Source organism: Stenotrophomonas sp. PvP093, assembly GCF_017876915.1.
In the GTDB taxonomy this organism is placed as follows: domain Bacteria; phylum Pseudomonadota; class Gammaproteobacteria; order Xanthomonadales; family Xanthomonadaceae; genus Stenotrophomonas; species Stenotrophomonas muris.
Genome location: NZ_JAGIOX010000004.1, coordinates 1,350,743 through 1,375,634 on the forward strand (window position 1 = coordinate 1,350,743; position 24,892 = coordinate 1,375,634).

21 protein-coding genes, 1 tRNA gene and 1 pseudogene are annotated in these 24,892 nt (G+C 68.2%); 10 read left to right on the forward strand and 13 right to left on the reverse strand.

From position 1 onward, the window contains the following. Positions 1 to 30: 30 nt before the first annotated feature. The 7 genes from metG to J3A72_RS08790 all read right to left on the reverse strand — a co-directional run bounded on the left by metG (position 31) and on the right by J3A72_RS08790 (position 8,065). Complete coding sequence (gene metG, locus J3A72_RS08760; RefSeq protein ID WP_032958673.1) at positions 31 to 2,112, reverse strand: methionine--tRNA ligase; 2,082 nt, start codon at positions 2,110 to 2,112, stop codon at positions 31 to 33. A gap of 102 nt (positions 2,113 to 2,214) precedes the next feature. Next, complete coding sequence (locus J3A72_RS08765; protein WP_032958676.1) at positions 2,215 to 2,658, reverse strand: DUF2147 domain-containing protein; 444 nt, start codon at positions 2,656 to 2,658, stop codon at positions 2,215 to 2,217. A gap of 418 nt (positions 2,659 to 3,076) precedes the next feature. Then, the gene (locus J3A72_RS08770; protein WP_014647959.1) at positions 3,077 to 3,481 is read right to left on the reverse strand and encodes a VOC family protein; all 405 of its coding nucleotides are present in this window, start codon (positions 3,479 to 3,481) and stop codon (positions 3,077 to 3,079) included. Beyond that, the gene (locus tag J3A72_RS08775; protein ID WP_075076255.1) at positions 3,478 to 4,548 is read right to left on the reverse strand and encodes a serine hydrolase domain-containing protein; all 1,071 of its coding nucleotides are present in this window, start codon (positions 4,546 to 4,548) and stop codon (positions 3,478 to 3,480) included. Before J3A72_RS08775 ends, J3A72_RS08770 begins: the two co-directional genes overlap by 4 nt. 16 nt (positions 4,549 to 4,564) lie before the next feature. Next, the gene (locus J3A72_RS08780; RefSeq protein WP_075076256.1) at positions 4,565 to 6,505 is read right to left on the reverse strand and encodes a DUF885 family protein; all 1,941 of its coding nucleotides are present in this window, start codon (positions 6,503 to 6,505) and stop codon (positions 4,565 to 4,567) included. Between the two features lie 94 nt (positions 6,506 to 6,599). Beyond that, positions 6,600 to 7,385 (reverse strand): queuosine precursor transporter, encoded by a 786-nt coding sequence (locus tag J3A72_RS08785; protein WP_075076257.1) that lies wholly within the window; start codon positions 7,383 to 7,385, stop codon positions 6,600 to 6,602. After that, positions 7,382 to 8,065 (reverse strand): DUF502 domain-containing protein, encoded by a 684-nt coding sequence (locus J3A72_RS08790; protein ID WP_014647956.1) that lies wholly within the window; start codon positions 8,063 to 8,065, stop codon positions 7,382 to 7,384. Before J3A72_RS08790 ends, J3A72_RS08785 begins: the two co-directional genes overlap by 4 nt. Positions 8,066 to 8,141: 76 nt before the next feature. Between J3A72_RS08790 and J3A72_RS08795 the strand changes: the two genes are divergently transcribed. Further along, complete coding sequence (locus tag J3A72_RS08795; RefSeq protein ID WP_014647955.1) at positions 8,142 to 9,458, forward strand: hypothetical protein; 1,317 nt, start codon at positions 8,142 to 8,144, stop codon at positions 9,456 to 9,458. Between the two features lie 8 nt (positions 9,459 to 9,466). Here the strand turns inward: J3A72_RS08795 and J3A72_RS08800 are convergent, their stop codons facing one another. From J3A72_RS08800 to trxA, 5 genes and pseudogenes are all read right to left on the reverse strand, one after another. After that, complete coding sequence (locus J3A72_RS08800; RefSeq protein WP_032961933.1) at positions 9,467 to 10,183, reverse strand: hypothetical protein; 717 nt, start codon at positions 10,181 to 10,183, stop codon at positions 9,467 to 9,469. Between the two features lie 47 nt (positions 10,184 to 10,230). Continuing rightward, the gene (locus tag J3A72_RS08805) at positions 10,231 to 10,683 is read right to left on the reverse strand and encodes a DUF4442 domain-containing protein (protein ID WP_014647953.1); all 453 of its coding nucleotides are present in this window, start codon (positions 10,681 to 10,683) and stop codon (positions 10,231 to 10,233) included. Between the two features lie 67 nt (positions 10,684 to 10,750). Beyond that, positions 10,751 to 12,376: a CHASE2 domain-containing protein gene (locus J3A72_RS08810; protein ID WP_049406215.1), complete on the reverse strand. Its 1,626-nt coding sequence runs from the start codon at positions 12,374 to 12,376 to the stop codon at positions 10,751 to 10,753. Beyond that, positions 12,373 to 14,073: pseudogene (locus tag J3A72_RS23220) on the reverse strand (FecR domain-containing protein). The gene J3A72_RS08810 and the pseudogene J3A72_RS23220 overlap by 4 nt, the downstream one beginning before the upstream one ends. A 107-nt stretch (positions 14,074 to 14,180) precedes the next feature. Then, positions 14,181 to 15,038, reverse strand: coding sequence for a thioredoxin (trxA, locus tag J3A72_RS08820; RefSeq protein WP_014038035.1), 858 nt, complete (start codon positions 15,036 to 15,038; stop codon positions 14,181 to 14,183). A 323-nt stretch (positions 15,039 to 15,361) separates the two neighbouring features. On the opposite strand from trxA, the gene J3A72_RS08825 reads away from it, so the two are divergent. The 9 genes from J3A72_RS08825 to J3A72_RS08865 all read left to right on the forward strand — a co-directional run bounded on the left by J3A72_RS08825 (position 15,362) and on the right by J3A72_RS08865 (position 23,289). Continuing rightward, positions 15,362 to 15,961, forward strand: a complete 600-nt coding sequence (locus J3A72_RS08825; RefSeq protein WP_075076259.1) for a DUF998 domain-containing protein — start codon at positions 15,362 to 15,364, stop codon at positions 15,959 to 15,961. Between the two features lie 105 nt (positions 15,962 to 16,066). Next, on the forward strand, positions 16,067 to 18,709 hold the full coding sequence (leuS, locus tag J3A72_RS08830) for a leucine--tRNA ligase (RefSeq protein ID WP_046431889.1): 2,643 nt from the start codon (positions 16,067 to 16,069) through the stop codon (positions 18,707 to 18,709). Positions 18,710 to 18,846: 137 nt separating this feature from the next. Beyond that, positions 18,847 to 19,422 carry an LPS assembly lipoprotein LptE gene (lptE, locus tag J3A72_RS08835; protein WP_041863673.1) on the forward strand — a complete coding sequence of 192 codons (576 nt, stop codon included), beginning with the start codon at positions 18,847 to 18,849 and terminating at the stop codon, positions 19,420 to 19,422. Between the two features lie 12 nt (positions 19,423 to 19,434). Continuing rightward, positions 19,435 to 20,472, forward strand: coding sequence for a DNA polymerase III subunit delta (holA, locus tag J3A72_RS08840; protein ID WP_032961944.1), 1,038 nt, complete (start codon positions 19,435 to 19,437; stop codon positions 20,470 to 20,472). A 3-nt stretch (positions 20,473 to 20,475) separates the two neighbouring features. Further along, entirely contained in the window at positions 20,476 to 21,141 is a 666-nt protein-coding gene (gene nadD / locus J3A72_RS08845; protein WP_014647945.1) for a nicotinate-nucleotide adenylyltransferase, read from the forward strand. Between the two features lie 58 nt (positions 21,142 to 21,199). Then, complete coding sequence (rsfS, locus tag J3A72_RS08850) at positions 21,200 to 21,610, forward strand: ribosome silencing factor (RefSeq protein ID WP_075076260.1); 411 nt, start codon at positions 21,200 to 21,202, stop codon at positions 21,608 to 21,610. A gap of 66 nt (positions 21,611 to 21,676) precedes the next feature. Next, a complete protein-coding gene (rlmH, locus tag J3A72_RS08855) occupies positions 21,677 to 22,147 on the forward strand; it encodes a 23S rRNA (pseudouridine(1915)-N(3))-methyltransferase RlmH (RefSeq protein WP_075076261.1) in 471 nt (156 codons plus the stop codon). A gap of 22 nt (positions 22,148 to 22,169) precedes the next feature. Continuing rightward, positions 22,170 to 22,246 (forward strand) — tRNA-Asn (locus J3A72_RS08860). 77 nt (positions 22,247 to 22,323) lie between these two features. Continuing rightward, on the forward strand, positions 22,324 to 23,289 hold the full coding sequence (locus J3A72_RS08865; RefSeq protein ID WP_172617732.1) for an alpha/beta hydrolase: 966 nt from the start codon (positions 22,324 to 22,326) through the stop codon (positions 23,287 to 23,289). 49 nt (positions 23,290 to 23,338) lie between these two features. Here J3A72_RS08865 and J3A72_RS08870 read toward each other — a convergent pair whose 3' ends face one another. Further along, positions 23,339 to 24,760, reverse strand: coding sequence for a basic amino acid/polyamine antiporter (locus J3A72_RS08870; protein ID WP_046431885.1), 1,422 nt, complete (start codon positions 24,758 to 24,760; stop codon positions 23,339 to 23,341). Between the last annotated feature and the right edge of the window lie 132 nt (positions 24,761 to 24,892).

The window sequence follows — 24,892 nt, forward strand, 5'->3', positions numbered from 1 at the left end:
GCGCGGCGGTGGCCGCGCCCGCTGCAGGCATCAGCGGACCGGCATGCCCGGCTGCGCGCCGCTGTCGGCGTCCAGCAGCGCCAGCGCGCCGCCGTCGAAACCGGCCGACAGGATCATGCCTTCGCTCAGGCCGAAGCGCATCTTGCGCGGGGCCAGGTTGGCGATGAACACCACGCTGCGACCGACCAGGGCTTCCGGCTCGCCGTAGCTGCCACGGATGCCGGAGAAGATCTGGCGCTTGCCCAGTTCGCCGGCATCCAGTTCGAAGCGCAGCAGCTTGTCCGAACCTTCCACGAACTCGCACACCAGCACCTTGCCGATGCGCAGGTCGAGCTTGGCGAAATCGTCGATGCCGATATAGGCCGGAGCATCGGCGCTCTTCGCGTCGTCCTTGGCCGGGGCCGGTGTGGCCGGCTTGGCGGCGTCGGTCCTGGCGGCGGGGGCGGCAGCGGCGGCCGGCTGCAGGGTGTCCTTGGAGGCGTCGATCATGGCGTCAATCTTCTTCGGGTCGATACGGGTGAACAGCGGGGTGTAGTCGGTGATGCGGTGGCCCAGCAGCGGCTGTGCCAGTTCGGTCCAGTCATTGACCGGCGCGGCCAGGAAGGCCTCGGCCTGCGCGGCGGTGGCCGGCAGCACCGGCTTCAGTGCGGTGACCAGCACGCGGAACAGGTTCAGGCCCTGGCTGCACACGGCCTGCAGCTGCACGTCGGCGCCTTCCTGCTTGGCGATGACCCACGGCTTGACGTCGTCGATGTAGCGGTTGGCTTCGTCGGCCAGGGTCATGGTCAGGCGGATCGCCGCAGCCGGGTCGTTGCGCTCGTAGGCTTCACGGATCGGCGCCAGGCCGTCGACGAAGCGCTGGTACTGCGCCGCGTCGGGCAGCTGCGCGGCCAGCTGGCCGTCGAAGCGCTTGCTGATGAAGCCGGCGCAGCGGCTGGCCAGGTTGACGAACTTGCCGACCAGGTCGGCGTTGACGCGGGCGATGAAGTCACCCAGGTTCAGGTCAAGATCGTCGACGCCACCGCCGGACTTGGCGGCGTAGTAGTAGCGCAGCGCTTCCGGCTCCAGGCCGGCATCGAGGAAGGTACGCGCCATCACGAAGGTGCCGCGCGACTTGCTCATCTTGGCACCGTCCACGGTCAGGTAGCCGTTGACGTGCAGGCGGGTCGGCGCGCGGTGGCCGGTACCGTGCAGCACCGCCGGCCAGAACAGGCCGTGGAAGTTGACGATGTCCTTGCCGATGAAGTGGTGCAGTTCGGTGGCGGTGCCGGCGCGCAGGTGCGCTTCGAAGTCTTCGCCGAGCTTGCCGCACAGGGTCTGGAAGCTGGACAGGTAGCCGATCGGCGCATCCAGCCAGACATAGAAGTACTTGCCCGGCTGGCCGGGAATCTGGAAACCGAAGTACGGCGCATCGCGCGAGATGTCCCACGCGCGCAGGCCACCTTCGGCGTTGAGCCACTCACCCAGCTTGGCCTTCACGCCCGGCAGGGCGACATCGCCGGCCAGCCATTCGCGCAGGAATGCATCGAAGTGGCCCACCTCGAAGAAGAAGTGCTCCGAATCGCGCATTTCCGGCGTGGCGCCGGAGATGACCGAACGCGGCTCCTTCAGGTCGGTCGGTGCATAGGTCGCGCCGCAGACTTCGCAGTTGTCGCCGTACTGGTCGGGGCTGCCGCAGTTCGGGCAGATGCCCTTGACGTAGCGGTCGGGCAGGAACATGCCCTTGGCCGGGTCGTAGAACTGGGCGACCGAACGGCGGCTGATGTGGCCGGCCGCTTCCAGCTTCAGGTAGAACTGCTCGGTCAGTGCCTTGTTGGCCGCCGAGTTGGTCGAGTCGTAGTGGTCGAAGGCCACGCCGAAGGCGGCGAAGTCACGTTCGTGGCTGGCCTGGATGTTGGCGATGAAGGTTTCCGGGGTGACCCCGGCCTTTTCCGCGGCCAGCATGATCGGCGTGCCGTGGGTGTCGTCGGCGCAGACGAACCAGGCCTTGCCGCCGCTCATTCGCCGCGCACGCACCCAGATGTCGGCCTGGATGTAGCCGACCAGGTGGCCCAGGTGCAGCGGGCCGTTGGCGTAGGGCAGGGCGGTGGTGACGAGCGCGGTACGGGTCATGGTCGCGGGGTGAAGCCGAGGGGAACCGCAGAGTATCGCATGCCCGCAACGACGTGACCCGGCCGGGGCCGGGTCACGGGGATGAAGCGGGGGCCGGGGCGCTTATTCGCGCTGCCAGGTCTGCGCGCGGCAGATGAAGGCGATGCAGCCGGACACGTCCAGCCTGGTGCCACCCGGCTGCAGCTCCATCTTCGACTTGTAGGTCTTGCCGTTGGCCGGGTCGAGGATGGTGCCGCCGGACCACTTGTTGGCGCCATCGGCCTTCAGGTTCCAGAGGATGGTCATGCCCTTCACCGGCTTGTTCCTGTTGGCGCCTTCACATCCATCGCAGACCGGGTTCGGGCCCTTGTCCGAGTGCAGGATGTCGACCACCTTGCCGGTCAGGGTGCCGTTGGCGGCTTGGCTGATCTCGACGATCGACTTCACCTTGCCGGTCTTGTCGTCGATGGTCTTCCAGCGGCCGGCGGCGCCGTCGGCGGCCTGGGCCGACAGGGCGGCCAGGCACAGCGGCAGTGCCAGCAGCAGGGTCTTGAAGGTGTTGCGCATGGTCCCCTCCCAGGGTTCATTCCGGCACGGTGCCGGCATGGGTCGACTGTATACCCATTCGGCGGGGTATGGGGAAGGGGGGCTTTGCAGGGCTGCGCCCTGCACCTGCAGAGGCAGCCGCAACAGCCGGAGCAACAGCAAAAGCGGACTTGCTGAGGGATGGCGGGGCACTGTGGGTTTGCGGGGCCGCCGTAAACCCGTCCCTGGGGGCTTGGTCGCCGCATCCATGCGGCTCACACCCCGCAAACCCACAATGCCCCGCCTTCGACAGTTTCCGGCGATCTGCCGGTGCTGGTGCGGTTGGTGGGTGTCGACCTTGGTCGACACAGATCCATGCCATGCGTGGGTGACGTTTCCGGTGGCGGCGATAGGGTCAGATCCCTTTTCCGACGGAAAAGGGATCTGACCCCCGGGGACGTCAACCGGCTTCGTACAACTCCAGCGGAAGGTCGTCGGGGTCGGCGAAGAAGGTGAAGCGGCGGCCGGTGTACTCGTCCACGCGGATCGGTTCGCACACTACGCCGTGCGCTGACAGGCGCTGGATGAAGGGTTCCAGCGTGGCCACGCGGAACGCGAGGTGGCGCAGGCCCTGGGCTTCCGGGCGGCTGGGACGGGGCGGCGGCGAGGGGAAGGAGAACAGTTCCAGCTGGCCGCCGTCGGGCAGGGCCAGGTCCAGCTTCCAGGAGTCGCGCGCGGCGCGGTGGTTCTCGGCCAGCACGCGCAGGCCGAGGATGCGCACGTAGAAGTCTTTTGAACGCGCGTAGTCGCTGCAGATCAGTGCGGCGTGGTGGATGCCCAGCAGGGCACCGGAATCGGCGGTCATTGCAGGGTGTCCAGCCAGCGCTGGGCGATCTTCAGCGCCAGCGGATAGGGTTCGGGGTCGTTGCGGTTGGTCAGAACGATCACGGTCAGGTGTTTTTCCGGGTGGCGCACGATCACGTTGCGGAAGCCGATGCTCTCGCCGCTGTGCCATTGCACGGGGCCATTCAGCCGCCAGCCGAACCCGTAGTGCGGTACATCCGGTTCGGGCGTCGATGTGGCGGGGCTGAACATCGCGCGGCGCGAGGCCTTCGACAGCAGGCGGTCGTCGTACAGCGCCGCATCCCAGTGGGCCAGGTCGTCCAGCGAGGAATAGATGCCGCCATCGCCGAGCACGGCGCTGGTGGTGCTCTGGTCGGTGCGCTGCCAACGGCCATCGATCCAGCTGTAGCCATAGGCGCGTGCGGCGATGGTATCGATGCCGTCCTGATGGGCCACGGTGTGGGCCATGCCCAGCGGGCGGAAGATGCGCTGTTGCAGGAAGGCTGCGAAATCCTGGCCGGAGGCGCGGCCGACGATCAGTGCCAGCAGCGCATAGCCGCTGTTGCTGTAGTGGTACTGCGTGCCGGGCGCGAAGTTCAGCCGGTCCTGGCGCGACAGCAGGGTCAGCACATCGGCGTCATGCACCTGCCGAGCATCAGCCGGGTCCATCAGGTCTTCGTAGTCGGGCAGGCCACCGGTATGCGAGAGCAGCTGGCGGATGGTGATGGCGGCCGCAGCCGGGGGCAGTTCGGGCAGCCATTGCCGGGCAGGTTGGTCCAGCCCGAGCCGGCCATCTTCCACCAGCAGCAGCACCGCCGCAGCGGTGAACTGCTTGCTGACCGAGGCCAGCCGGAAGTTGCTGGCCGCGGTGACCGCCGTGCCGTCCTCCACCACCGCCAGGCCATAGCCGCGGCGGAATACCGGTTTTCCGTCATGCAGCACCAGTACGGCGGCGCCGGGCACCTGGCCGTCGTAGGCCTGCATCAGGCCGTCGATGCCCGCATCCCGTGGGGCCAGCACCGGTGCGGCAACGGTGGCCAGCGGCAGCAGGCCCAGCACGGCGGCGAACAGGGCGACGGCAGGACGCATGGCGGCTCCGGAAGGCTCAGGGTGACGGGGCGGGCGTGGCGCTGGCCGGCTGGGCCATCCAGCGTTCCATCTTGCGGTCCAGCACGTCCAGCGGCATCGAGCCGTCCTTCAGCAGTTCGGCGTGGAAGCGGCGCAGGTCGAAGGCGGCGCCCTGGCGCGCCTTGGCTTTGTCGCGCAGGGCGACAATGGTGGTCAGGCCGGCCACGTTCGACAGTGCCTGGCCAGGCTGGGCCATGACCCGCTCGACTTCGGCGTTGGCATCGTCGCTGCTCATGTCCACGGTCTTCTGCAGGTAGGTGACAGCCTGCTGCTTGCTCCAGCCCTGGGCATTCACGCCGGTATCGGCCACCACGCGGGCGGCGCGCAGCAGGCGCGAGTACAGGTAGCCGATGCGGTCGTAGGGATCGGTGTAGATGCCCAGGTCCTCGCCCAGCGTTTCGGCGTACAGGCCCCAGCCTTCGACGAAGGCGAGATCGCCACCGAGGCGGCGGAAGCGCGGCAGCTTGGCCAGCTCCTGCTGCAGGCCCAGCTGCACGTGGTGGCCGGGGATCGCTTCATGCAGGTACTGCACCGGCACGTTCCAGCGCTTGCGGCCGGGCAGGTCGCGGGTGTTCACGTACAGCACCGCGGATTGCCCGGGCAGTGCCGGCTGGTAGGCAGCGGCAGCGGCGGTGAGCGCACGCTCCGGTTCCACCGCGCGTACGTCCAGCGGCGCCTTGGGCAAGGTATCCAGCACCTGCGGCAGGCGTGCGTTGACCTGCTGCTGCACCTGGCGGTAACGGTTGATCAGCGCATTGGCATCGCCGTACTGGAACTGGCGGTCGTTGCGCATGCTGCGCAGCAGCTTGGTGGGGGTGCCGCGCAGCTTGGCATCCTTCATCACCGTGGCGATCTGCGCCTGCAGTTCCTGCACGCGTTGTTCGCCCAGCGCGTGCAGCTGCGCGGCGGTCTGGTCGCTGGCGGTGGTCTGCACGATCAGGCTGGCGTACCAGGCCTGGCCATCGGGCAGTGCGCCCAGGCCGCTGCTGGCGCGCGTGGCCGGCAGGTATTCGGTGGCGATGAAGCCGCGCAGGGCGCGATAGGCCGGCATGATGCGCAGTTCGATCATGCGCTTGTACTCGGCGCTGATGCGCGCCTTGTCCTCGGCCGGGATGGTGTTGGGCATGGTGCGGATCGGCGACCAGAAGATGCTCTCTTCGGCGGTCGGCTTGATCACCGCATCCAGTTGCGGCAGCACTTTTTCCATCAGGTCGCGCGGCTGTACCACGCCGGCCTTCATGCCTTGGCGCATGTTGTCGATGGCCTGGTCGAACAGTTCGGGAATGCCCAGCGAACGGCGCGACCAGGTGTCGTAGTCCTGCACGGTGTTGAATGGCTGCGCGCCGGCACCGGCACCGAGGATCGCCATGATGCTGCCGATGTTGTAGTACTGGCTGATCGGCATCATCCAGCTCGGGTAGCGCTCGGCGGCCAGCGAGGCGCGTGCGTCGCGCACGAAGATCTCGTAGCTGAGCAGGTCCTGGCCCTGCAGGCCATCACTGCCGAGCTTCTCGACCTTGCCCAGCCATTGCGTGGTGAAGTCGTGCGACTGCTGGCGCCAGGCGGCGGACAGGATGTTGGGCAGCTGGTCGTTGTAGCGGGATTCGCCCTGGAAGGTGGCCTGCAGCGGGTTCAACCGCATCGAGGCATCCCAGTACTCGTCGTACAGGCGCTCCAGCTGTACCTGCTTGGGTACGGCACGGGCCGGCGCGACCGGACGCGGCGCGGCGCGGCGTGCCGAGCTGCCACGCGCCGGTGCGGTGGCGCGGGCGGGCCTGGCCTTGGGCTTGGCAGCCTGGCGGGTCTGCGCGGCGGCAGGGCGACTGGCCTTCTTTTTCGCTGCTTCGGCCGACGGCACGGCACTGAACAGGAACAACGCGGCGATGGCGGCGGCCAGGGCGCGGGTGGGATGCGGCATCAGGAGCTTCCGTGGAACACAGACCGTGGAGCTTGCACGATCCGGCCGCGTACGGCCAGCGTGAAGGCGCAGTCAGCTTGCCGCCGCTGGGGCTTCAGTCAGCCGCCGCCGCCTCGCGCAGCGCAGCGGCCCTGTCTGCGCCCAGATAGCGGGTGATCGCACGCCGCATCAGGTACAGCACCGGAATCAGGGCAATTGCAAAGCCCATCTTGTAGATGTAGTTGACGCTGCTGACGGCCAGGAACAGCGAGGTCGGCCAGTGCTGCGGGCCGAGCACGAAGGCGATCCAGATCACCACGAAGCTGTCCACCACCTGCGAGATCGCGGTGGACCCGGTCGCACGCAGCCACACGTGGCGCTCGCCGGTGGCCTGGCGGATGCGATGGAACACCGCCACGTCGATCAGCTGGCCGAGCAGGAAGGCCACCAGTGAACCGGCGATGGTCCACATGCCCTGGCCGAACACCGCTGCGAATGCGGCCTGGTAGTCCGGCACGCCGTGCCCGTCCATGGAGGTGACCCACCAGCTGGCCGGCGCCAGCGAGATCGCCGCGAAGGCGAACAGGAAGCCATAGGCGATCAGGACCACGGCCAGCCACGAGATGAAGCGCACGCCGCGCTTGCCGAAGAACTCGTTGATGGTGTCGGTCATGATGAACACCACCGGCCATAGCAGGGTGCCGGCGGTGAAGCTGAGCGAACCCGTCTGGCCGAACAGGTTCCAGTTCAGCGGATCGATGCCGAGGGTGTCTTCCAGCGCGAAGATCTTCACCCCGATCAGTTCGGCCAGCACCGCATTGCCGCAGAAGAACGCGGCCAGCACGATGAAAAGCAGGACCGCGCGGTCCTGCAACGGACGCTCGATCGGCGCCGCGGTCATTCGCTGCGATCGCCGGCGCGCGTGAACGGAACGCTGGACGGCGCGACGGCGCCGCCGGAAATGATGAAGCTCATGGCCTGGTCGACGGTCCAGTCGGTCGGGGTCAGCAGTTCCACCGGCACGATTTCCAGATAACCCGAAGTCGGGTTCGGCGTGGTGGGCACGTACACCGCGGCCAGTTCACGGTCGGTGCCGTGTTCCTTGATCACGCGGGTGACCAGCCCGACCGACTTCATGTCGCGGTGCGGGAAGTCGATCAGCACCACGCGCTGGGTGCTGCCCGGTTCGGTCTGCAGCATGTCCAGCAGCTTCTTGGCGCTGTCGTAGATGATGCTGGCCAGCGGAATGCGCTTGATGACCGCGCCGACCCAGCGCAGCAGGCGCTGGCCCAGTACGCGGCGGCTGGCCACGCCCACCGCCAGGATCACCAGCAAGGTGGCCAGCAGGGCGATGGTGTTCTGGATCCACTCGGCCCGGACCCAGCCGAGGTAGTGCGGAAAGCTTGTCGCGATCTGCTCGGAAAGTGGCACCACCAACGGGCTGGAAATGCCCGACAGCAGCACGAACACGAACTTGACCACGACCCAGGTCAGCCAGATCGGCAGCAGGGTCAGCAGGCCGGTCAGGAACAGGCGCTGCAGGGAGGGGCGGGGGACCAGGGCGGGGGCTTCGAGCGACATGTGCGCATTGTAGCGGTCACGGCCGGTCGATTACGCTGGGCAATCGACTGCGGCAACGGCACATGGAAGGGAAGCTGTGTTGAAGATTCTGCGCGGACTGGGTTGGACCCTGGCAGGCCTTCTGGTGCTGGCCATCGTGGTGTGGTGCGCCTCGCGCATGTGGCCGGTGCCGGAATCGCGGCTACAGGCCCAGCAGCGCCTGCAGGCCCGCCTGCCTGTCCACGGCCACAACGGTTTTGCGCTGCTGTGGACGCTCGCGTTCGACGATCTGGACGCGCGCCAGCGCGAACAGGCCCTGGCCCGCGACGTGCAGCGTTGGGAGGCCGATCCGCGCGGCAATGGCGGCGCCGGACCGCAGCTGGCGGAGGACCATGACGCGCTGCGATCACGACCGGCGGCCAGCTGCGGACCGACCGCCAGTGACTGCCTGGGCCAGGTGCGCGCCGACCCGCAGCGCTTCGTCGATGCCCACGCTGGCCACCAGCAGCTGCATGCGCGCCTGGACCAGCTGGCCGATGCGGACCACTTCGTGTCGCCATTCCGGCCCAAGGGCGACGGCATCCTGGTGCCGATGCCGACCTATGGCCTGATGATCGATGCCACCAGCGCACGCGCGCTGGCCTATGTGCAGGGCGATATCGACGGTGCGCTGCGTGGCAGTTGCAGGGGGCTTCAGCTGGGCCGGCGGCTGGTGACGGGCGGCAGTTACCTGGTGGAGAGCATCATCGGTGCCAGCCTGGTGCAGGCCAATGCCCAACTGCTGGCCGACATGCTGGTCGAACTGCCGGCCGACCATCCGTTGCCAGCGGAATGCGATCAGGCAATGCAGCCGATGCTGGCCGCCGAACAGAGCCTGTGCCGTGCGATGCAGGGTGAGTACGCGATGAGCCGGGCTGCGATCGAAACCTCGGCGCAGGAATTCGGCGGGGTGCTGGTACTGGATCGCAGCAGCACCCTGGCGCGCGCGGCGGGCAATCTGGGCTGGGCCTGCGGGGCGGCGGCGATGGCGGCGCTGGAAGCGGATCGCCCGCTGCCGGTGCCGGCACCGCCGCAGCATGACTTTGGCTGCCTGTCGAACATCCTGGGGTGCGTGCTGACCGATATTGCCCGCCCGGTCTATCCGGCCTATTCGTCACGGACCCAGGATGCCGCCGCGATGGTGCGGCTGATCGGCGCGCAGCGCTGGCTGCGGCAGCAGGCGCAGGATCCGGTGGATGCGCTGCAGCGCCTGCCTGCGCAGTTCCGCTCGCCGGTGCGGGCACCGCAGCTGTCGGCCGATGGCCGCCGTCTGCAGGTGCCGCGGCGTTCACCGTCGCGCAGCACCGACGAGAGCCCATGGCTGTCGGTGCCGCTGGTGATGGAGAACGCCCCGGCCGCTGCTGCGCGCGACTGAGCAGCGTCTCAGTCGCTGCCCGCCAGCGGATCGAATGCCCAGCCATCACCAATGGTCTGCAGCGTCCAGCGGCGGCGGCTGTGCAGGGCCTCCCAGTGCACGCTGTCCTTGTCGTCCTCGATGCTGCCTTCGCTCCGCTTTACCCTGCCGGTGGAGAAGTTCACGCTCACCGACTCGGTCTGCCCGGAATTGCGCATCACCGAATTCTGGTCGTAGCCGATCAGCGCAAAGGCATCGTCCTGCCAACGGAAGGTAAAGGCGGTCGTGCCCATTGACCAGCTGCCCGCGCTGGCGAATGAAAACAGTGCGACCTTCAGGGTGCCCCGCTGGATGCTGACGCCGCCGTCTTCGAGCGGGTCGCTCATCACCGGATTGTCCGGGCGTGGTATCAGCTGGTGGTCCTGCACCGCCAGCACATAGCCTGACGGGCGCGACCACGCCACGGCGAGAATGCGCGGGTTGCTGTCGTACGGCGAGGGACCCAAGCCATCGTGCTCGATGACGTTGCGTGGCGCCTGCTGACGCAGCACCAGCGCCAGGTCCGCGCGGCCATCCTGGTCGAGATCGCCTTCGACACTCGATTCAAGTGCCCAGCCCTGCGGGACGAAGCCGGCGGCATTGGCCGCCTGGGCCGGCAGCGTCGGATATTGCACCGGTGGCAGGTCGAGGGCGTGGGCGGTGAAGGACAGCAGGGTCAGCAGTGTGGCAAGCGCATACGGGCGCATCGGAGCCTCCATGGCAGGGAGGCCGAGGATAGCGCGCGCGTGCTGGATCAGCGTGCGTGCGGCTTCAACCGCAGGTACACCTGCTTGCGTACCTGGGCGACCACTTCGCCGCTTTCGTCGACGACATCGTTGCTGAACCAGCGCAGCACCTTTTCGCCGCCGGCCGCTTCGGCACGCAGTTCGGCCAGCAGTGCATCATCGATGCGGAACGAAGTGCGCACCGTGCCCCGGCCAGGCTTGAGGAAATCGATCGCACCGGCCCGGTCCCACACGTAATAGTCACGGCCGAGGATGTGCAGCAGGCCCAGCATCCAGAATGGATCGGTCATCGCGAACAGGCTGCCGCCGAAATGCGTGCCCACGTAATTGCGGTTCCACGGCCGCAGTCGCAGTGCCACGTCGATCTGCCGGTAATCGGGCGTGATCCGGGTGACGTGGATGCCGGTGAACAGGAACGGCGGCCAGAGGTTGATGCCGAAGCGGAACAGGCGGGCGTTCATGCGGGTCCGGGGCGCGGGGCGAGGTGCCCAGTCTAACCATTCGCATGCGTATGTTGCACCCCGGGAGTCACGTCCCGCCGTCGATCATGAACCCGTCGCGGCCGTTGGCCTTGGCCTGGTACAGGGCGGTGTCGGCGCCTTCCACGAAATGGTGCGGTTGCAGGTCACCGTCGGGCACGCGGGTGAATACCCCGATGGTGAGCGTGACGCCGTCATCGCTGCCATCGCCTGGCGCCGGCAGTGCACGCACGCAGGCAATCAGGTCCTCGATCACCCGGCGCGCGCCCTCGGCCGGCGTATCCGGCAGCACCAGTGCGAATTCGTCGCCACCGTAGCGCGCCGCCATGTCGCGCGGGCGACGGGCATGCGCGCCGATCAGGCGGGCGACATCACGCAGCACGCGGTCACCGACCTGGTGGCCATGGCGGTCGTTGTGGCGCTTGAAGTGGTCGACGTCGATCAGCGCCAGGCTCAATGGCTTGCCACTGCGCCGCGCGGCGTCGCATTCCTGCTGCAGTGACTGCTCGAAGCGCAGGCGGTTGCCCAGGCCGGTGAGGGCATCGCGGTTGGCCAGGCGGTGCCAGGCCGAGATCCGCCACACCGCCCAGACCAGCAGTGCCAGCACCACGCCCAGCATCGCGCTGGCCGGTGCCCACCACAGGTCACCGGTGCGCAGCAGCAGCCAGCTCAGCAGCGGCGGCATCGGCAGCGAACACAGCGCGACCAGCCACGGCAGGCGCAGGCCGAGCAGGATCACGCACAGCGCCACCAGCACGCCACTGATGGCGTGCTGCCAGGCGTGCGGCAGCACGTCGATCTGCTTGTGCTGCAGCAGCATCGAGGTGATGTTGGCCTGGTACTCGCTGCCGCTCATCCAGAACTCGCGGGTGGTCGGGGTCAGCAGGCGAGGCGCGATGCCGCTGGCCGTCATGCCGACCACGATGCGGCGGCCATGCAGCATCGCTCCATCCACGTGCCCATCGAGCACGTCCGCATAGGACACCTGCGGCAGCCGCTCGGGCGGGCCGGCGTAGCGCACGCGCACGTAATCATCGCGACGCCATTGATAGGGCGAGCCCAGCGCCGGGTCGGGGTCGGGCAGGCCGCGTACCGCACCCGCCGGCAGGTCGGCCAGTGCCAGGCCCAGTGCCGGCCAGTGCGGCCGTCCGATACCGGCGTGCAGATAGACGCCGCGGGCGACGCCGTCCCCGTCCACCTCGACATCGGTGTGGCCGATCGCGGCGGCACTGGCGGCGATCTGCGGGATCGGCAGCATTTCCTCGGCCATGCGGTCGCCGGCCGCCGGTGCCGCCAGCACCGGCAGCACCACCCGGCCGTTGCGTCGGATCGCGGCCGCCAGCTCATCATCCTGGCGGCTGTCGCGACGGTCGGGTTCGGACAGCATCAGGTCCAGCGCAACGCGTTCGGCGCCGGCATCGGTCAGGCGGTCCAGCAGGCGGGCATGCACCGAGCGCGGCCAGGGCCACTGGCCGATACGCTGCAGGCTGCCTTCGTCGATGGCCACGATCAGCACGCTGGGGTCGGGGCGGTAGTCCCAGTTGCCGATCAGTGCGTCATAGGCTGCCTCGTCCTGCCGCCACAGCCATTGGCCCTGGCTGGCCACGATGGTCAGCACGCCGGCCAGCAGGGCCAGCAGGATCCGCTTCGACCATGGCAGCGGCGAGCGCCTCACAACAACAACCAGAGCAGCAGTGCACCGCCACCGGCGCCGTAGCACAGGCGGCATGGCAACGGGATCTGCTGGGCAGGAGAGAACTCGCCGGCGTGGCCGTCATCGTCGATGTACTGCACGCGCACGTGCAGCGTGCCGCTCCACGGGCGCTTGAAGCTCACCTGCGGCTGGGCCACGGTTTCATCGATCAGTGGGGCCTTGAAGTCACCGCGGCGATCCACCTGCACCCGGTAGCGCTGGCCTTCGCTGCCGGCCTGCCAGCGCAGGGTGAGCTCGCCGTGCGCGGCCTCGGGCGGTTGCAGTGCCGGGTCCACCGGCTCGTTGCTCAGCTGCAGCGGCAGCGCCTGGCCATAGCGGCCCTGGTGGCCTTCGGCATCGCGCGAGGCCACGCGCCAGTAGTACTGTCCGGGCGGCAGCGGTTGCGCCAGGCGCAGGTCGGTCGCATGGGTAGCCTGCTCCTGCAGTGGCTGCCGGAAGCTGGGTTCGGCGGCGATCTGCAGCACGCTGCTGCGTGCACCGGGGGCCTGGCTCCAGCGGAAGCGCGGGCGGTCGCTGTTGATCGTCTGCCCATGCAGCGGCGATACGGTCAGCGGCGGCGGTGGCTGGTCACTGAGTTCGAAATCGGCGCTCGCATCCATGCCTTCGACGCCCTGTGTGTCGACCGCGCGCAACAGGAGGCGCAGCTGGCCGGGCGGCAGGTCGCCGATCGCCAACCGGGTGTCGGCGGTGGAGGTGGCGAACAGCAGGATCTCCGGCGTTGCCGCCTGCACCACTTCCACCCGGTAGTGATCGGCGCCAGTGACCGGTTCTCAGGCAAGCAGGGTCGGCAGCGGCGCCAGGCGCAGCGCGTCATTGCGCAGGGCCGGCGCCGGCAGCAGGGCCGAGACCGCGGCGGGGGCCGCATCGGCGCTGCTGCTGCGGGTGGACTGCCCCGGCCGTACCAGCCGCTGGCCATGGGGGTTGCCGACCTGCACCTTGCCCTGCAGGACCTCGGTGGCGCCGACGTGCCCGGTATCCCCGGCGCTGACCCGGAACACCGTGCCGCGCACGCTGCTGGTCGCGGTGGGCGCATCGATGATGTAGCGCGAGGCCGGGCCGCGCGCCGGCGTCACCCGGTTGCTGGCGCGCCCCTGCTGCAGGCGCAGGCGGGTGTCGACCATGCCGGTGTGGCCATAGCGGCTGAGCTGGTCCAGGCGCAGGCGCGAGTATTCGCGCAGCTGCAGGCGCGAGGCATCGGCAAATTCCAGCGTGATGCTGGAATCGCCCTCGGTTTCCACGGTGTCACCGATATGCAGCTGCTCGCCGGCCTGGAGCGCACGGGTCGCCGTGCCATCGGCACCGGACAGCTCGACCTTGCCGCGCACCGACAGCACCCGGGCCGGCGCCGGTTCGGTGCGCAGCCAGCTGATCGGGAAGCGCAGCAGCTGGCCCGGCGGCAACTGGTAGGGGTTGTCGATGCGGTTGTGCTGCTGCAGCTGCTGCCAGCGTACCGAGGGTTTCAGGTACAGCCCGCCCAGGTCCCACAGGGTGTCGCCGGGCCGGACCCGGTAGTTCCAGTCCTGGGCGCCGGCGATGGCAGGCGGCAGGAGGAGGGCGCAGAGCAGGGCGCCCGTTAAACGCATGGCGAACGACAGAGAGCGGACGACGGTCACAGTTTGCAATCCCGGCAATGCGGGGGTGCAGCTGCAAGACCCCATGGCCCCGACCTCATCCCCCCGAACGGATCGTGGCGACCGCAAGGCCGCCAGCGCGCGCATTATTGCCCGCGTTCAGTGCAGGGATTCTGAACGGAGCGGGCTTCCGTTCAGAACAGCAGCGACGCCATCCTGCGGCGGTACTGGCCCACCAGGTCCTCGTCGGAGATCACATTGAAGGCGTCGATCAAGGCTTTGCGTGGCAGGCCCTCCTCGAATCCACGGTCGATCCGCAGCATTTCCAGGAACTGCGCCAGGGCGGCCTCGTCATGCCCGCCCAGCAGCAGCTGCACGCCGCGCAGGTGGCGGGCCTTGAGATCCTTGCCATCAGCGGCGATGCGGGCCTCCAGCACCTCGGCCGCCGGAGCATCCTTCAGCGCAGCGGCGAAGGCCAGCCGGGCACGGGCGCGCACGGCGCGGTCGTCGGTGGCCAGATTGGCCGGCAGGCCGTCGATCAGGGTACCGGCCTCGTCCACGCCGCCGATCTGCAGCAGGGCCAGGGCCAGGTCGAGCTTCAGCTCATCCTTGTCCGGCTCGGCGGCGATCTGCGCGCGCAGTACGTCGACCTGCGCCTGCGGGTCCAGCGGGGCGTCATCTTCAGGGGCGGCATCGCCGACATCGGCCGGCACGATGCCGTGCTGGGCCAGGAATTCACGCAGCTGGCCTTCCGGAATGGCGCCGGGGAAGCCGTCCACCAGCTGGCCGCCCTTGACCAGGAACACGGTGGGCACCGAGCGGATCTGGAAGGCTGCCGCGATCTGCTGTTCCTTGTCGACATCGACCTTGGCCAGCTCGAAAGCGCCGTTGTACTCGGCAGCCAGCTTTTCCAGCATCGGGCCCAGGGTCTTGCACGGCCCGCACCAGGTGGCCCAGAAGTCGACCAGCACCGGCGTCTGCAGCGACTTCTGCAGGACTTCGGCCTCGAAGGTCGCAGTGGTGGCGTCGAATACGTAGGTCGTCTCGGTCATGGGGGAGGCATCGCTTGGCATCTGGAGACCGATTCTATGGTGACGATCGATGTCGGTCTCAACCCTGCCATCACGGAGTACGCCCTCGAGTGGTGCTGGCGGGCCGGCAGGGGCGCAGTGCAGCGAGTGGATCACCCACTAGCCGGAGGCGACAGGCTTCGATGGGGAGGCGCGCTTGCGACAGGGCGGAACTGCCATGCCTCGAGCATCACGGTAGGCGCAGCAGGCGGATATTGAAGTGCTCTGGAATGCGCCGCGCTTGGCGCATCGCGCCGCTACCGCGACAATGCCGTGGTCCATTCCTTTCCGGGTGATTGCGCGCAATGTCCGTGGTCCGGCTTGATCGTTGGTTGGGGCTGCTTGCGGCAGTCGTATTCGTCCTGGCCGTGGCCGGCTTCGGTGCCGGCCTGGACGGCTATGCCCAGGCTCGCCACCCGGTGGCGCTGCTGGGTGCGCGCGGTGTACCGCATGCGCTGGCCTTCAATCTGCTGGGTTTCGTGCTGCCCGGCGTGCTGGCGGTGGCGGTGGCTGAACGCCTGCGCCGCAGTCTGCCGGCCACCGCTGGCTGGGCGCCACGGGTCGGCAGCCAGATGCTGCTGCTGGCCGGTCTGGCCTTTGCCGCGATGGGGCTGCTGCCACTGGACGTGGATGACCTGCATGGGCCCGCCAGCCAGCTGCATGCCAGCGCCTGGATGATCTGGGTGCTGGGTTTCGTCGCGGGCACCGTGCTGCTGGGCGTGTCCCATCTGCGCCAGGCGCATGGCCGGGCCTTGGGCGCAGTGGCCCTGGGCTGCGGCGTGCTGGCCGCGCTGGCGGCGTTCGCCCTGCAGGGCACACTGCCGGCGCCGATGGCACAACGGCTCGCGTTCGCCTGCTGGCTGGTCTGGCTGGCGGCGGCCCTGCCGCTGTCGCGCCCGCGCTGAGACGCCTCCCCGAGCGCTGCGGCGCCGGCGTCCGGCAGGCAGGATTGGAGCCATTTGCCGCACTGCGGTACGCTGTACCGCTTTGCCGCCGCATCCGCGTGTTCCATGACCAGCGCTGAAACCAACGCCTACGACCCGCAGCAGGTTGAATCCGCCGCCCAGCAGTACTGGGACGCCACCCGTGCCTTCGAGGTCGACGAGACTTCGGACAAGCCGAAGTACTACTGCCTGTCGATGCTTCCGTACCCGTCCGGTGCGCTGCACATGGGCCACGTGCGCAATTACACGATCGGCGACGTGATCAGCCGCTACAAGCGCATGACCGGCCACAACGTGCTGCAGCCGATGGGCTGGGACGCGTTCGGCCTGCCGGCGGAAAACGCTGCGATCAAGAACAAGACCGCGCCGGCGGCGTGGACCTACAAGAACATCGACCACATGCGCAGCCAGCTGAAGTCGCTGGGCTATGCCATCGACTGGTCGCGCGAGTTCGCCACCTGCCGTCCGGACTATTACGTCCACGAGCAGCGCATGTTCACCCGCCTGATGCGCAAGGGCCTGGCCTACCGCCGCAACGCGGTGGTGAACTGGGACCCGGTCGACCAGACCGTGCTGGCCAACGAGCAGGTCATCGACGGCCGCGGCTGGCGCTCCGGTGCGCTGGTGGAGAAGCGCGAGATCCCGCAATGGTTCCTGCGCATCACCGACTACGCCCAGGAACTGCTGGACGGCCTGGATGAGCTGGACGGCTGGCCGGAATCGGTCAAGACCATGCAGCGCAACTGGATCGGCCGTTCCGAGGGCCTGGAGATCCAGTTCGATGTGCGCGATGTCGATGGCAGCGCGCTGGACCCGCTGCGCGTGTTCACCACCCGCCCGGACACGGTGATGGGCGTGACCTTCGTGTCGATCGCCGCCGAGCACCCGCTGGCGCTGCATGCGGCGAAGAACAACCCGGAGCTGGCGGCGATGCTGGCCGACCTGAAGCAGGGTGGCGTGTCCGAGGCTGAACTGGAAACCCAGGAAAAGCGCGGCATGGACACCGGCCTGCGCGCGCTGCATCCGGTCACCGGCGAGCCGGTGCCGGTGTGGGTCGCCAACTTCGTGCTGATGGGCTACGGCACCGGCGCGGTGATGGCCGTTCCGGGCCATGACCAGCGCGACAACGAAGTGGCCAACAAGTACGGCCTGCCGATCAAGCAGGTGATCGCGCTGAAGGATGCGCGCACCGAAGAGGAGCGCAACTGGGACGGTAGCCGCTGGCAGGACTGGTACAGCGACAAGAGCCGTGCCTTCGAGCTGGTGAACTCGGCCGAGTTCGACGGCCTGGATTTCCAGGGCGCCTTTGAAGCCCTGGCCGAACGTTTCGAGCGCAAGGCCCAGGGCCAGCGCCGCGTCAACTACCGCCTGCGCGACTGGGGCGTGAGCCGCCAGCGCTACTGGGGCTGCCCGATTCCGGTGATCTACTGCGCCAAGTGCGGCGCGGTGCCGGTGCCGGAAGAGCAGCTGCCGGTGGTGCTGCCGGAAGACGTGGCCTTCGCCGGTACCGGCTCGCCGATCAAGACCGATCCGGAATGGCGCAAGACCACCTGCCCGGATTGCGGCGGCGCGGCCGAGCGCGAGACCGACACCTTCGACACCTTCATGGAGTCGAGCTGGTACTACGCCCGCTACACCTCGCCGGGTGCCCGTGATGCGGTCGACAAGCGCGGCAACTACTGGCTGCCGGTGGACCAGTACATCGGTGGCATCGAGCACGCGATCCTGCACCTGATGTATTTCCGCTTCTACCACAAGCTGCTGCGCGACGCGCGGATGGTGGACAGCAACGAACCGGCGCGCAACCTGCTGTGCCAGGGCATGGTGATCGCCGAAACCTATTACCGCCCGAACCCGGACGGCTCGAAGGACTGGATCAACCCGGCCGACGTGGAAGTACAGCGCGACGAGCGCGGCCGCATCACCGGCGCCACCCTGATCGCCGACGGCCAGCCGGTGGTGGTCGGTGGTACCGAGAAGATGTCCAAGTCGAAGAACAACGGCGTGGACCCGCAGGCGATGGTCGGCAAGTACGGCGCCGATACCGTGCGCCTGTTCTCGATGTTCGCCGCACCGCCGGAACAGTCGCTGGAGTGGAACGAAGCCGGCGTGGACGGCATGGCCCGCTTCCTGCGCCGCCTCTGGGCCCAGGTGCAGAAGCACGCTGCCGACGGTGCCGCCCCGGCACTGGATGCCGCGGCGCTGGATGCCAACCAGAAGGCGCTGCGCCGCAAGACCCATGAAACCATCGGCAAGGTCGGTGACGACTATGGCCGCCGCCACAGCTTCAATACCGCGATCGCTGCGGTGATGGAGCTGATGAATGCGCTGGCCAAGTTCGAGGATGGCAGCGAGCAGGGCCGCGCGGTGCGCCAGGAAGCGCTGCAGGCGATCGTGCTGCTGCTCAACCCGATCACCCCGCATGCCAGCCACGCCCTGTGGCAGGTGCTGGGTCATGGCGAGACGCTGCTGGAAGACCAGCCGTTCCCGCAGGCCGACAGCAGCGCGCTGGTGCGCGATGCGCTGACCCTGGCGGTGCAGGTCAACGGCAAGCTGCGTGGCACCATCGAGGTGGCGGCCGATGCCGCGCGCGAGCAGGTCGAGGCGCTGGCCCTGGCCGAGCCCAACGCGGCCAGGTTCATGGAAGGCCTGACGGTGCGCAAGATCATCATCGTCCCGGGCAAGATCGTGAACATCGTCGCTGCCTGATGTCCCCGGCACCGGTCACCCGCGCGGTGGCCGGTGCCATTCCATGAGCAGGGCCGGGCGCCTGATGGCCCTGCATTCACGCGGCTTCGGGCACGCTGTGTGTTGCCGTGATCGCCCGGCTCCGCCAGACTGTCTCCATGACCCGAATCCTGCTTGCCCTCGTTCTTGTCCTCGGCCTCGCCGGCTGCGGTTTCCATCTGCGCAACAAGCTGATGCTGCCGACCGACACTGCCCCGGTGAAGGTGGTCTCCACCGCCCCGTACAGTGAACTGGTCAAGCTGCTCAACCGCAGCCTGCTGGCCTCCGGTGCCAAGCTGGCCGATGAGGACAGCAAGGGACCCAACGCCCAGCTGCAGGTGCTGTCCGAGCGCTGGGGTGACCTGCCGATCGCCATCGACTCGCAGGGCCGCGCACAGGAATACAGCCTGCGCTACGCGGTGATCTTCATCTTCCGTCGCGAGGATGGCAGCGAACTGGTGCCGCAGCAGGTGATCGAACTGTCGCGCGACTATGTGTCGCCGCCGACCGACGCCACCGGTACCACCACCGAACGCGAAATCCTGGCCACGGAGCTGCGCCGGGAAATGTCCGCCTCGATCATCCGCCGTATCGACAGCGTGGTCCGCGCCGAGATCGAGAAGGGCGGCAGCCTGTCCGCGCCGAAGGCCAAGCCGATCGAGGGTGCGGTGCCGGCCGCCGACGCCAAGCACTGAGCGGCAGCGACGATGGAACTGCGTCCGGAGCAGCTGGCCAGCCAGGGCGCTGACACCCCGTTGGCGCCGGTGTACCTGATCGCAGGCCCGGAAACCCTGCGCGTGCTGGAGGCGGCAGATGCCGTCCGCGCGCGCGCGCGCGCCTCCGGCATCGGCGAACGCGAAGTGTTCGACGCCGACGGGCGGGATTTCGACTGGAACCAGCTCGACGCCAGCTTCAATGCGCCCAGCCTGTTCAGCGCCCGCCGCCTGGTCGAGGTGCGCCTGCCCAGCGGCAAGCCCGGCAAGGACGGCGCCGAAGTGATCAGCCAGTTCTGCGCCAATCCGGCGCCGGACGTGGTGCTGATGATCACCGCCAATGAATGGAGCAAGGCCCATCAGGGCAAGTGGGCCGAGGCGGTCAGCCGCATCGGCGTGCTGTCGGTGGCCTGGGCGATCAAGCCGCACGAACTGCCGGACTGGATCGAGCGCCGCCTGCGCGGCAAGGGCCTGCGTGCCGACCCGGCCGCCGTGCAGCGCCTGGCCGAGCGGGTGGAGGGCAACCTGCTGGCCGCCGCCCAGGAAATCGACAAGCTGGCGCTGTTGGCCGATGGCCAGCCGCTGGATGTGGAGCGGATGGAATCGCTGGTGGCTGACGCTGCCCGCTACGACGTGTTCCGGCTGGTGGAGGCGACGTTCTCCGGCCAGCCGCCGGCCGTGCTGCGCATGCTGGCTGGCCTGCGCGGCGAAGGCGAAGCGGTGGCCGCACTGATGCCGATCGTGATCCGTGAACTGCTGGCCGGTGCCGGCCTGGCCCGTGTGCAGGCCCGTGGCGGCAACCTGGCCGCCGAAATGAAATCGCGTGGCATCTGGGAATCACGGCAGGCGCCCTACAAGCGCGCGCTGCAGCGGCACCCGGAAGGCAAGCGCTGGGAACGCTTCGTGGCCGAAGCCGGGCTGGTCGACCGCATCGCCAAGGGGCGGGCCGACGGCGATGCCTGGCTGGCGCTGGAGCGCCTGCTGGTGGCCGTGGCCGAACCGCGTGCCGTGCGCCTGCTGGCGCGGGCCTGAGCGATGAGCCTGCGGATCTATTACGGGGGCACCTTCGATCCGGTGCACCTGGGGCATCTGGCAATCGCGCGAGCCGCCCGGGACGAACTGCAGGTGGCCGTGCGCATGTTGCCGGCAGGCGATCCGCCGCACCGTGCGGTGCCCGGCGCCACCGCCGAGCAGCGCTGCACCATGTTGTCGCTGGCCATCGGCGACGAGCCGGGCCTGCTGCTGGACCGTCGTGAACTGGACCGTGCCACGCGCTATCCCGGTCGTCCGTCCTACACCGTCGATACCCTGCGCGAGCTGCGTGGCGAGCTGGGCCCAAGCCGGCCATTGGCCTGGCTGGTGGGCGCCGACAGCCTGCTGGGCCTGTCCGGCTGGCACGAATGGGAGGCCCTGTTCGGGCTGGCCCACTTCGTGGTGGCCGAGCGGCCGGGCAGCCCGCTTCAGGCGTCGATCGACGGTGAACTGGGGCGTGCCCTGCAGGGGCGCTGGGCCGACAACGAACAGGCCCTGTTCGCCAGCCCGGCCGGACGCATCCTGCGCCTGCACCACCCGCTGCGCGAGGAATCGGCCAGCGCCGTGCGCTCGCAGATCGCCGCCGGTGGCCCCTGGCGCGCCCTGCTGCCGCCGGCTGTCGCGGACTACGTCGCTGCACACGGGCTGTACCGCCCGGCCACAGCGTGAATGGCGCCGCCGTGCCATCCCCGTATAATCGCCCCCACGTTTATCGAGTCGATCCACTTTGAGCAACCAGACCCAGCCCCAGACCATCAAGGTCGATCTGCCCAGCCCGCCGCCGTCCGTGCCGGAACTGCTGGCCAGCGTCCGTCAAGCCACCGAAGACCTGAAGGCCAAGGACCTGGTCGAGATCGACGTGCGCGGCCGGTCCAGCGTTGCCGACTACATGATCGTCGTTTCGGGCACCTCGACCCGCCACGTCAAGTCGATCGCCGATGAAGTCGTGCGCTTCGCCAAGAGCCTCGACGTGATGCCGCTGGGTGTTGAAGGCGAGCGCGAAGCCGAGTGGGTGCTGGTCGATCTGGGCGACGTGATCGTCCACGTGATGCTGCCGCGCGTGCGTGAGTTCTATGCCCTGGAGCGCCTGTGGACCGTTGGCGACCAGCCGCCGTCCAGCGACGACGAAGTGGCCTGAGCCGCACGTTGATGCATCCCTTCGACGGCGCCGATGGCGCCGTCGACGTTTTGGAGGACCGTGTAGATGAAAGCCCGCCTGATCGCCACCGGTGAACGCGCGCCCAGCTGGGTCGCGCAGGGCTTCGCCGAGTACCAGAAGCGGCTGTCGCACTGGCTGCCGTTCGAGCTGGTGGAAATCGAGCCCGGCTTGCGCGGCAAGGGACGTGATCCGCGCCGCGCCACTGAAGAGGAAGGCAAGCGGGTCATCGCCGCGCTGCCGAAGAACGCCTATGTGGTGGCACTGGATGTGCCAGGACGACAGCTGAGTTCCGAACAGCTGGCACAGCGCCTGGAGCATTGGCGCGGGCAGGGCCGCGACCTGGCGTTCCTGATTGGTGGCCCGGAAGGGCATTCGCCGGATGTGTCCGCGCTGGCCGATGAGAAGTGGTCGATCGGACCGCTGACGCTGCCGCACATGCTGGTGCGCCTGGTGGTGGCCGAGCAGCTGTATCGGGCCGCCGCAATGATTGCCAATCACCCCTACCATCGCGCGTGAAGAGTGGTTATACTAGTCGTCTGCCCGAATAGCTCAGCCGGTTAGAGCACTTGACTGTTAATCAGGGGGTCGTTGGTTCGAGTCCAACTTCGGGCGCCACCTTGAGAAACCTGCATCGCAAGATGCAGGTTTTTTTTTGTCGCTACACTCTGCTGCTGCAACCATGGATGCCGATCATGCGCGTGCTGCTGTCCTCGAGCTTCCTGCTGCTGGCGATGGTGCCGTTCGCCACAACGAAGGCCGCGCCTTCCACCTGGCATCCGCCACAGGGCACCACCGAGCTCCCGTTGTGGCCGCAGGGCACGGTGATCGCGCCGCCGAAGTTGAAGGGACCCGAGCAGGTCAGCGAAGTGATCTCCGAAGGCAGTGGCGAACACTGGATGATGCTGCAGAACGTCGCTGCGCCGACCCTCACCGTGTTTCCGCCGAAGGGACCGGCCACCGGCACCGCAGTGATGGTGGTGCCTGGCGGAGGCTATCGGGTGCTGGCGATGGACCTGGAAGGCAGCGAGATCTGCGACTGGCTGACCGCACAGGGCATCACCTGTGCATTGCTGAAGTACCGGGTGCCAGCCTCTGGCCCGAACTGGGACCCCGAGTGCAACTGCCGCGACATTCCGAAAGTGCCGATGGCCCTGCAGGATGCACAGCGTGCAATGGGCCTGCTGCGCGCACAGGCCGAGCGCTGGTCAATCAATCCCAAGCGAATCGGGGCGATCGGCTTTTCCGCCGGTGGTCACGTGGTGGCTGGACTGAGCACGCACGCGCTGCGCAGCTACGCGCCGGTCGATGCTGCGGATGAGCAACCCAGCCGTCCCGATTTCGCCATGGTGATGTATTCCGGGCACCTGTGGGCTGGGCACGGGAAGGGATTGTCGCTGGTCAGGGACATCACCGTGGATGACAAGGTGCCGCCGACGTTCATCGCGCAGGCCACCGACGATCGCACCGATGACGTGCGCGAATCGCTGGCCTATTACCGTGCCCTGGCGGACGCGGGGGTGCCGGTGGAAATGCACCTGTTCGCACGCGGCGGCCACGCATTCGGGTTGCGCATGAAGGATGCACCGGTCGCGGCGTGGCCGCAGCTGGCCGAGCGCTGGATGCAGGATATCGGCATGCTGGCGGATCGCCAGTTGTAGAGCCGAGCCATGCTCGGCCGCCTGTGTGAAGCCGGGCGCGGGCTCGGCTCTACAGTGCCAGCTCACCTCTGCAGAAGGCCACCAGCGTGGCGATCGCCACCGCCAGGATCGCGCCGAACAGTACCCACTCCCAGCGCGTGAATACCCGCTCGCCGCGCTGGCGCCGGGTCAAAGCGAACAACACCACGCCGGGCACGTACAGCAGTACCGACAGCAGCAGGTTGTCCAGGCCGCCGGCATACACCAGCCACAGCGCATAGGCGCTGGCCAGCAGTGCGACCCCGAAATCGCGCCAGCGCACGCCTGGTTCGCCGGCGTAGGCCTGCCCGCGCCAGGCCAGCTGCACGCCGAACGCGGTGGACAGGAAGTAGGGCACCAGGCTCATCGACGCAGCGAGCAGCACCAGCCCGGTGTAGCTGCCCGAACTGACCAGCACCATCAGCAGGAACAACTGGATCAGGCCATTGCTCAACCACAGTGCATTGGCCGGCACGCCACGCGCGTTCTCGCGGCCGAGGAAGGCCGGCATGGTGCCGTCACCGGCGGCGGCATACAGCACTTCGGCGCACAGCAGCACCCAGGCCAGCAATGCGCCGAGTACGGAGACGATCGAACCGATGATGATCACCGTCGCGCCCCATTCGCCGACGATGGCGCGCAGCACATAGGCCATCGACGGATTGGGCAGCCCGGCCAGTTCGGCCTGCGACAGCACGCCCATCGACAGCAGGCTGACCAGTACCAGCAGCAGCCAGACCCCGAGGAAACCGATCACCGTGGCACGGCCGACGTCGGCACGGCGCGCGGCACGCCGCGAATAGATGCTGGCCCCTTCGATGCCGATGAACACCCACACGGTCACCAGCATCATGCCGCGCAGCTGCTGGCCGAGGTCGCCGAGTGCGGGCGTACCGAGGAAATCGGCGCGGAACACGTCCATGCGGAACGCGCCCGCCGCCAGGATCAGGAACAACGCTATCGGCAGCAGCTTGGCCACCGTCACCAGGCCGTTGACGATGGCGGCCGTGCGCAGGCCGCGCAGCACCAGCAGGTGCACGGTCCACAGCAGCAGTGATGAAGCGGCTACGGCGGCGGGTGTATTGCCTTCACCGAAGACCGGCACGAAGTGGCCGAGGCCACTGAAGATCAGTACGAAGAAGCTGGCGTTGCCGAGCACCGACGCCACCCAGTAGCCCCACGCCGCGGAGAAGCCGATGTAGTTGCCGAAGCCTTCGCGCGCATAGGCGTAGATGCCGGTATCCAGGTCGGGGCGACGATTGGCCAGGGCCTGGAACACGAAGGCCAGCATCAGCATGCCGGCGCCACTGACCGCCCAGCCGATCAAGGCGGCGGCCGGGCCGGCGCTGCGCGCGACGTTCTGCGGCAGTGAAAAGATGCCGGCGCCGACCATCGAGCCGACTACCAGTGCAGTCAACGCGGGCAGGCCCAGCCGTTGCGATGTCGCGGCCATGGAGATCCCCTGCGGCGCGAATGCCGCGAGCATACGGTAGCCATGTCCTCGTGAACATGTCCGCAAGAGCCAGCGGGCAAGCGCCAGCCTGCAGGAGCCGGCCCGCGTGAAAACGACGAAGGCCCGGGCAAC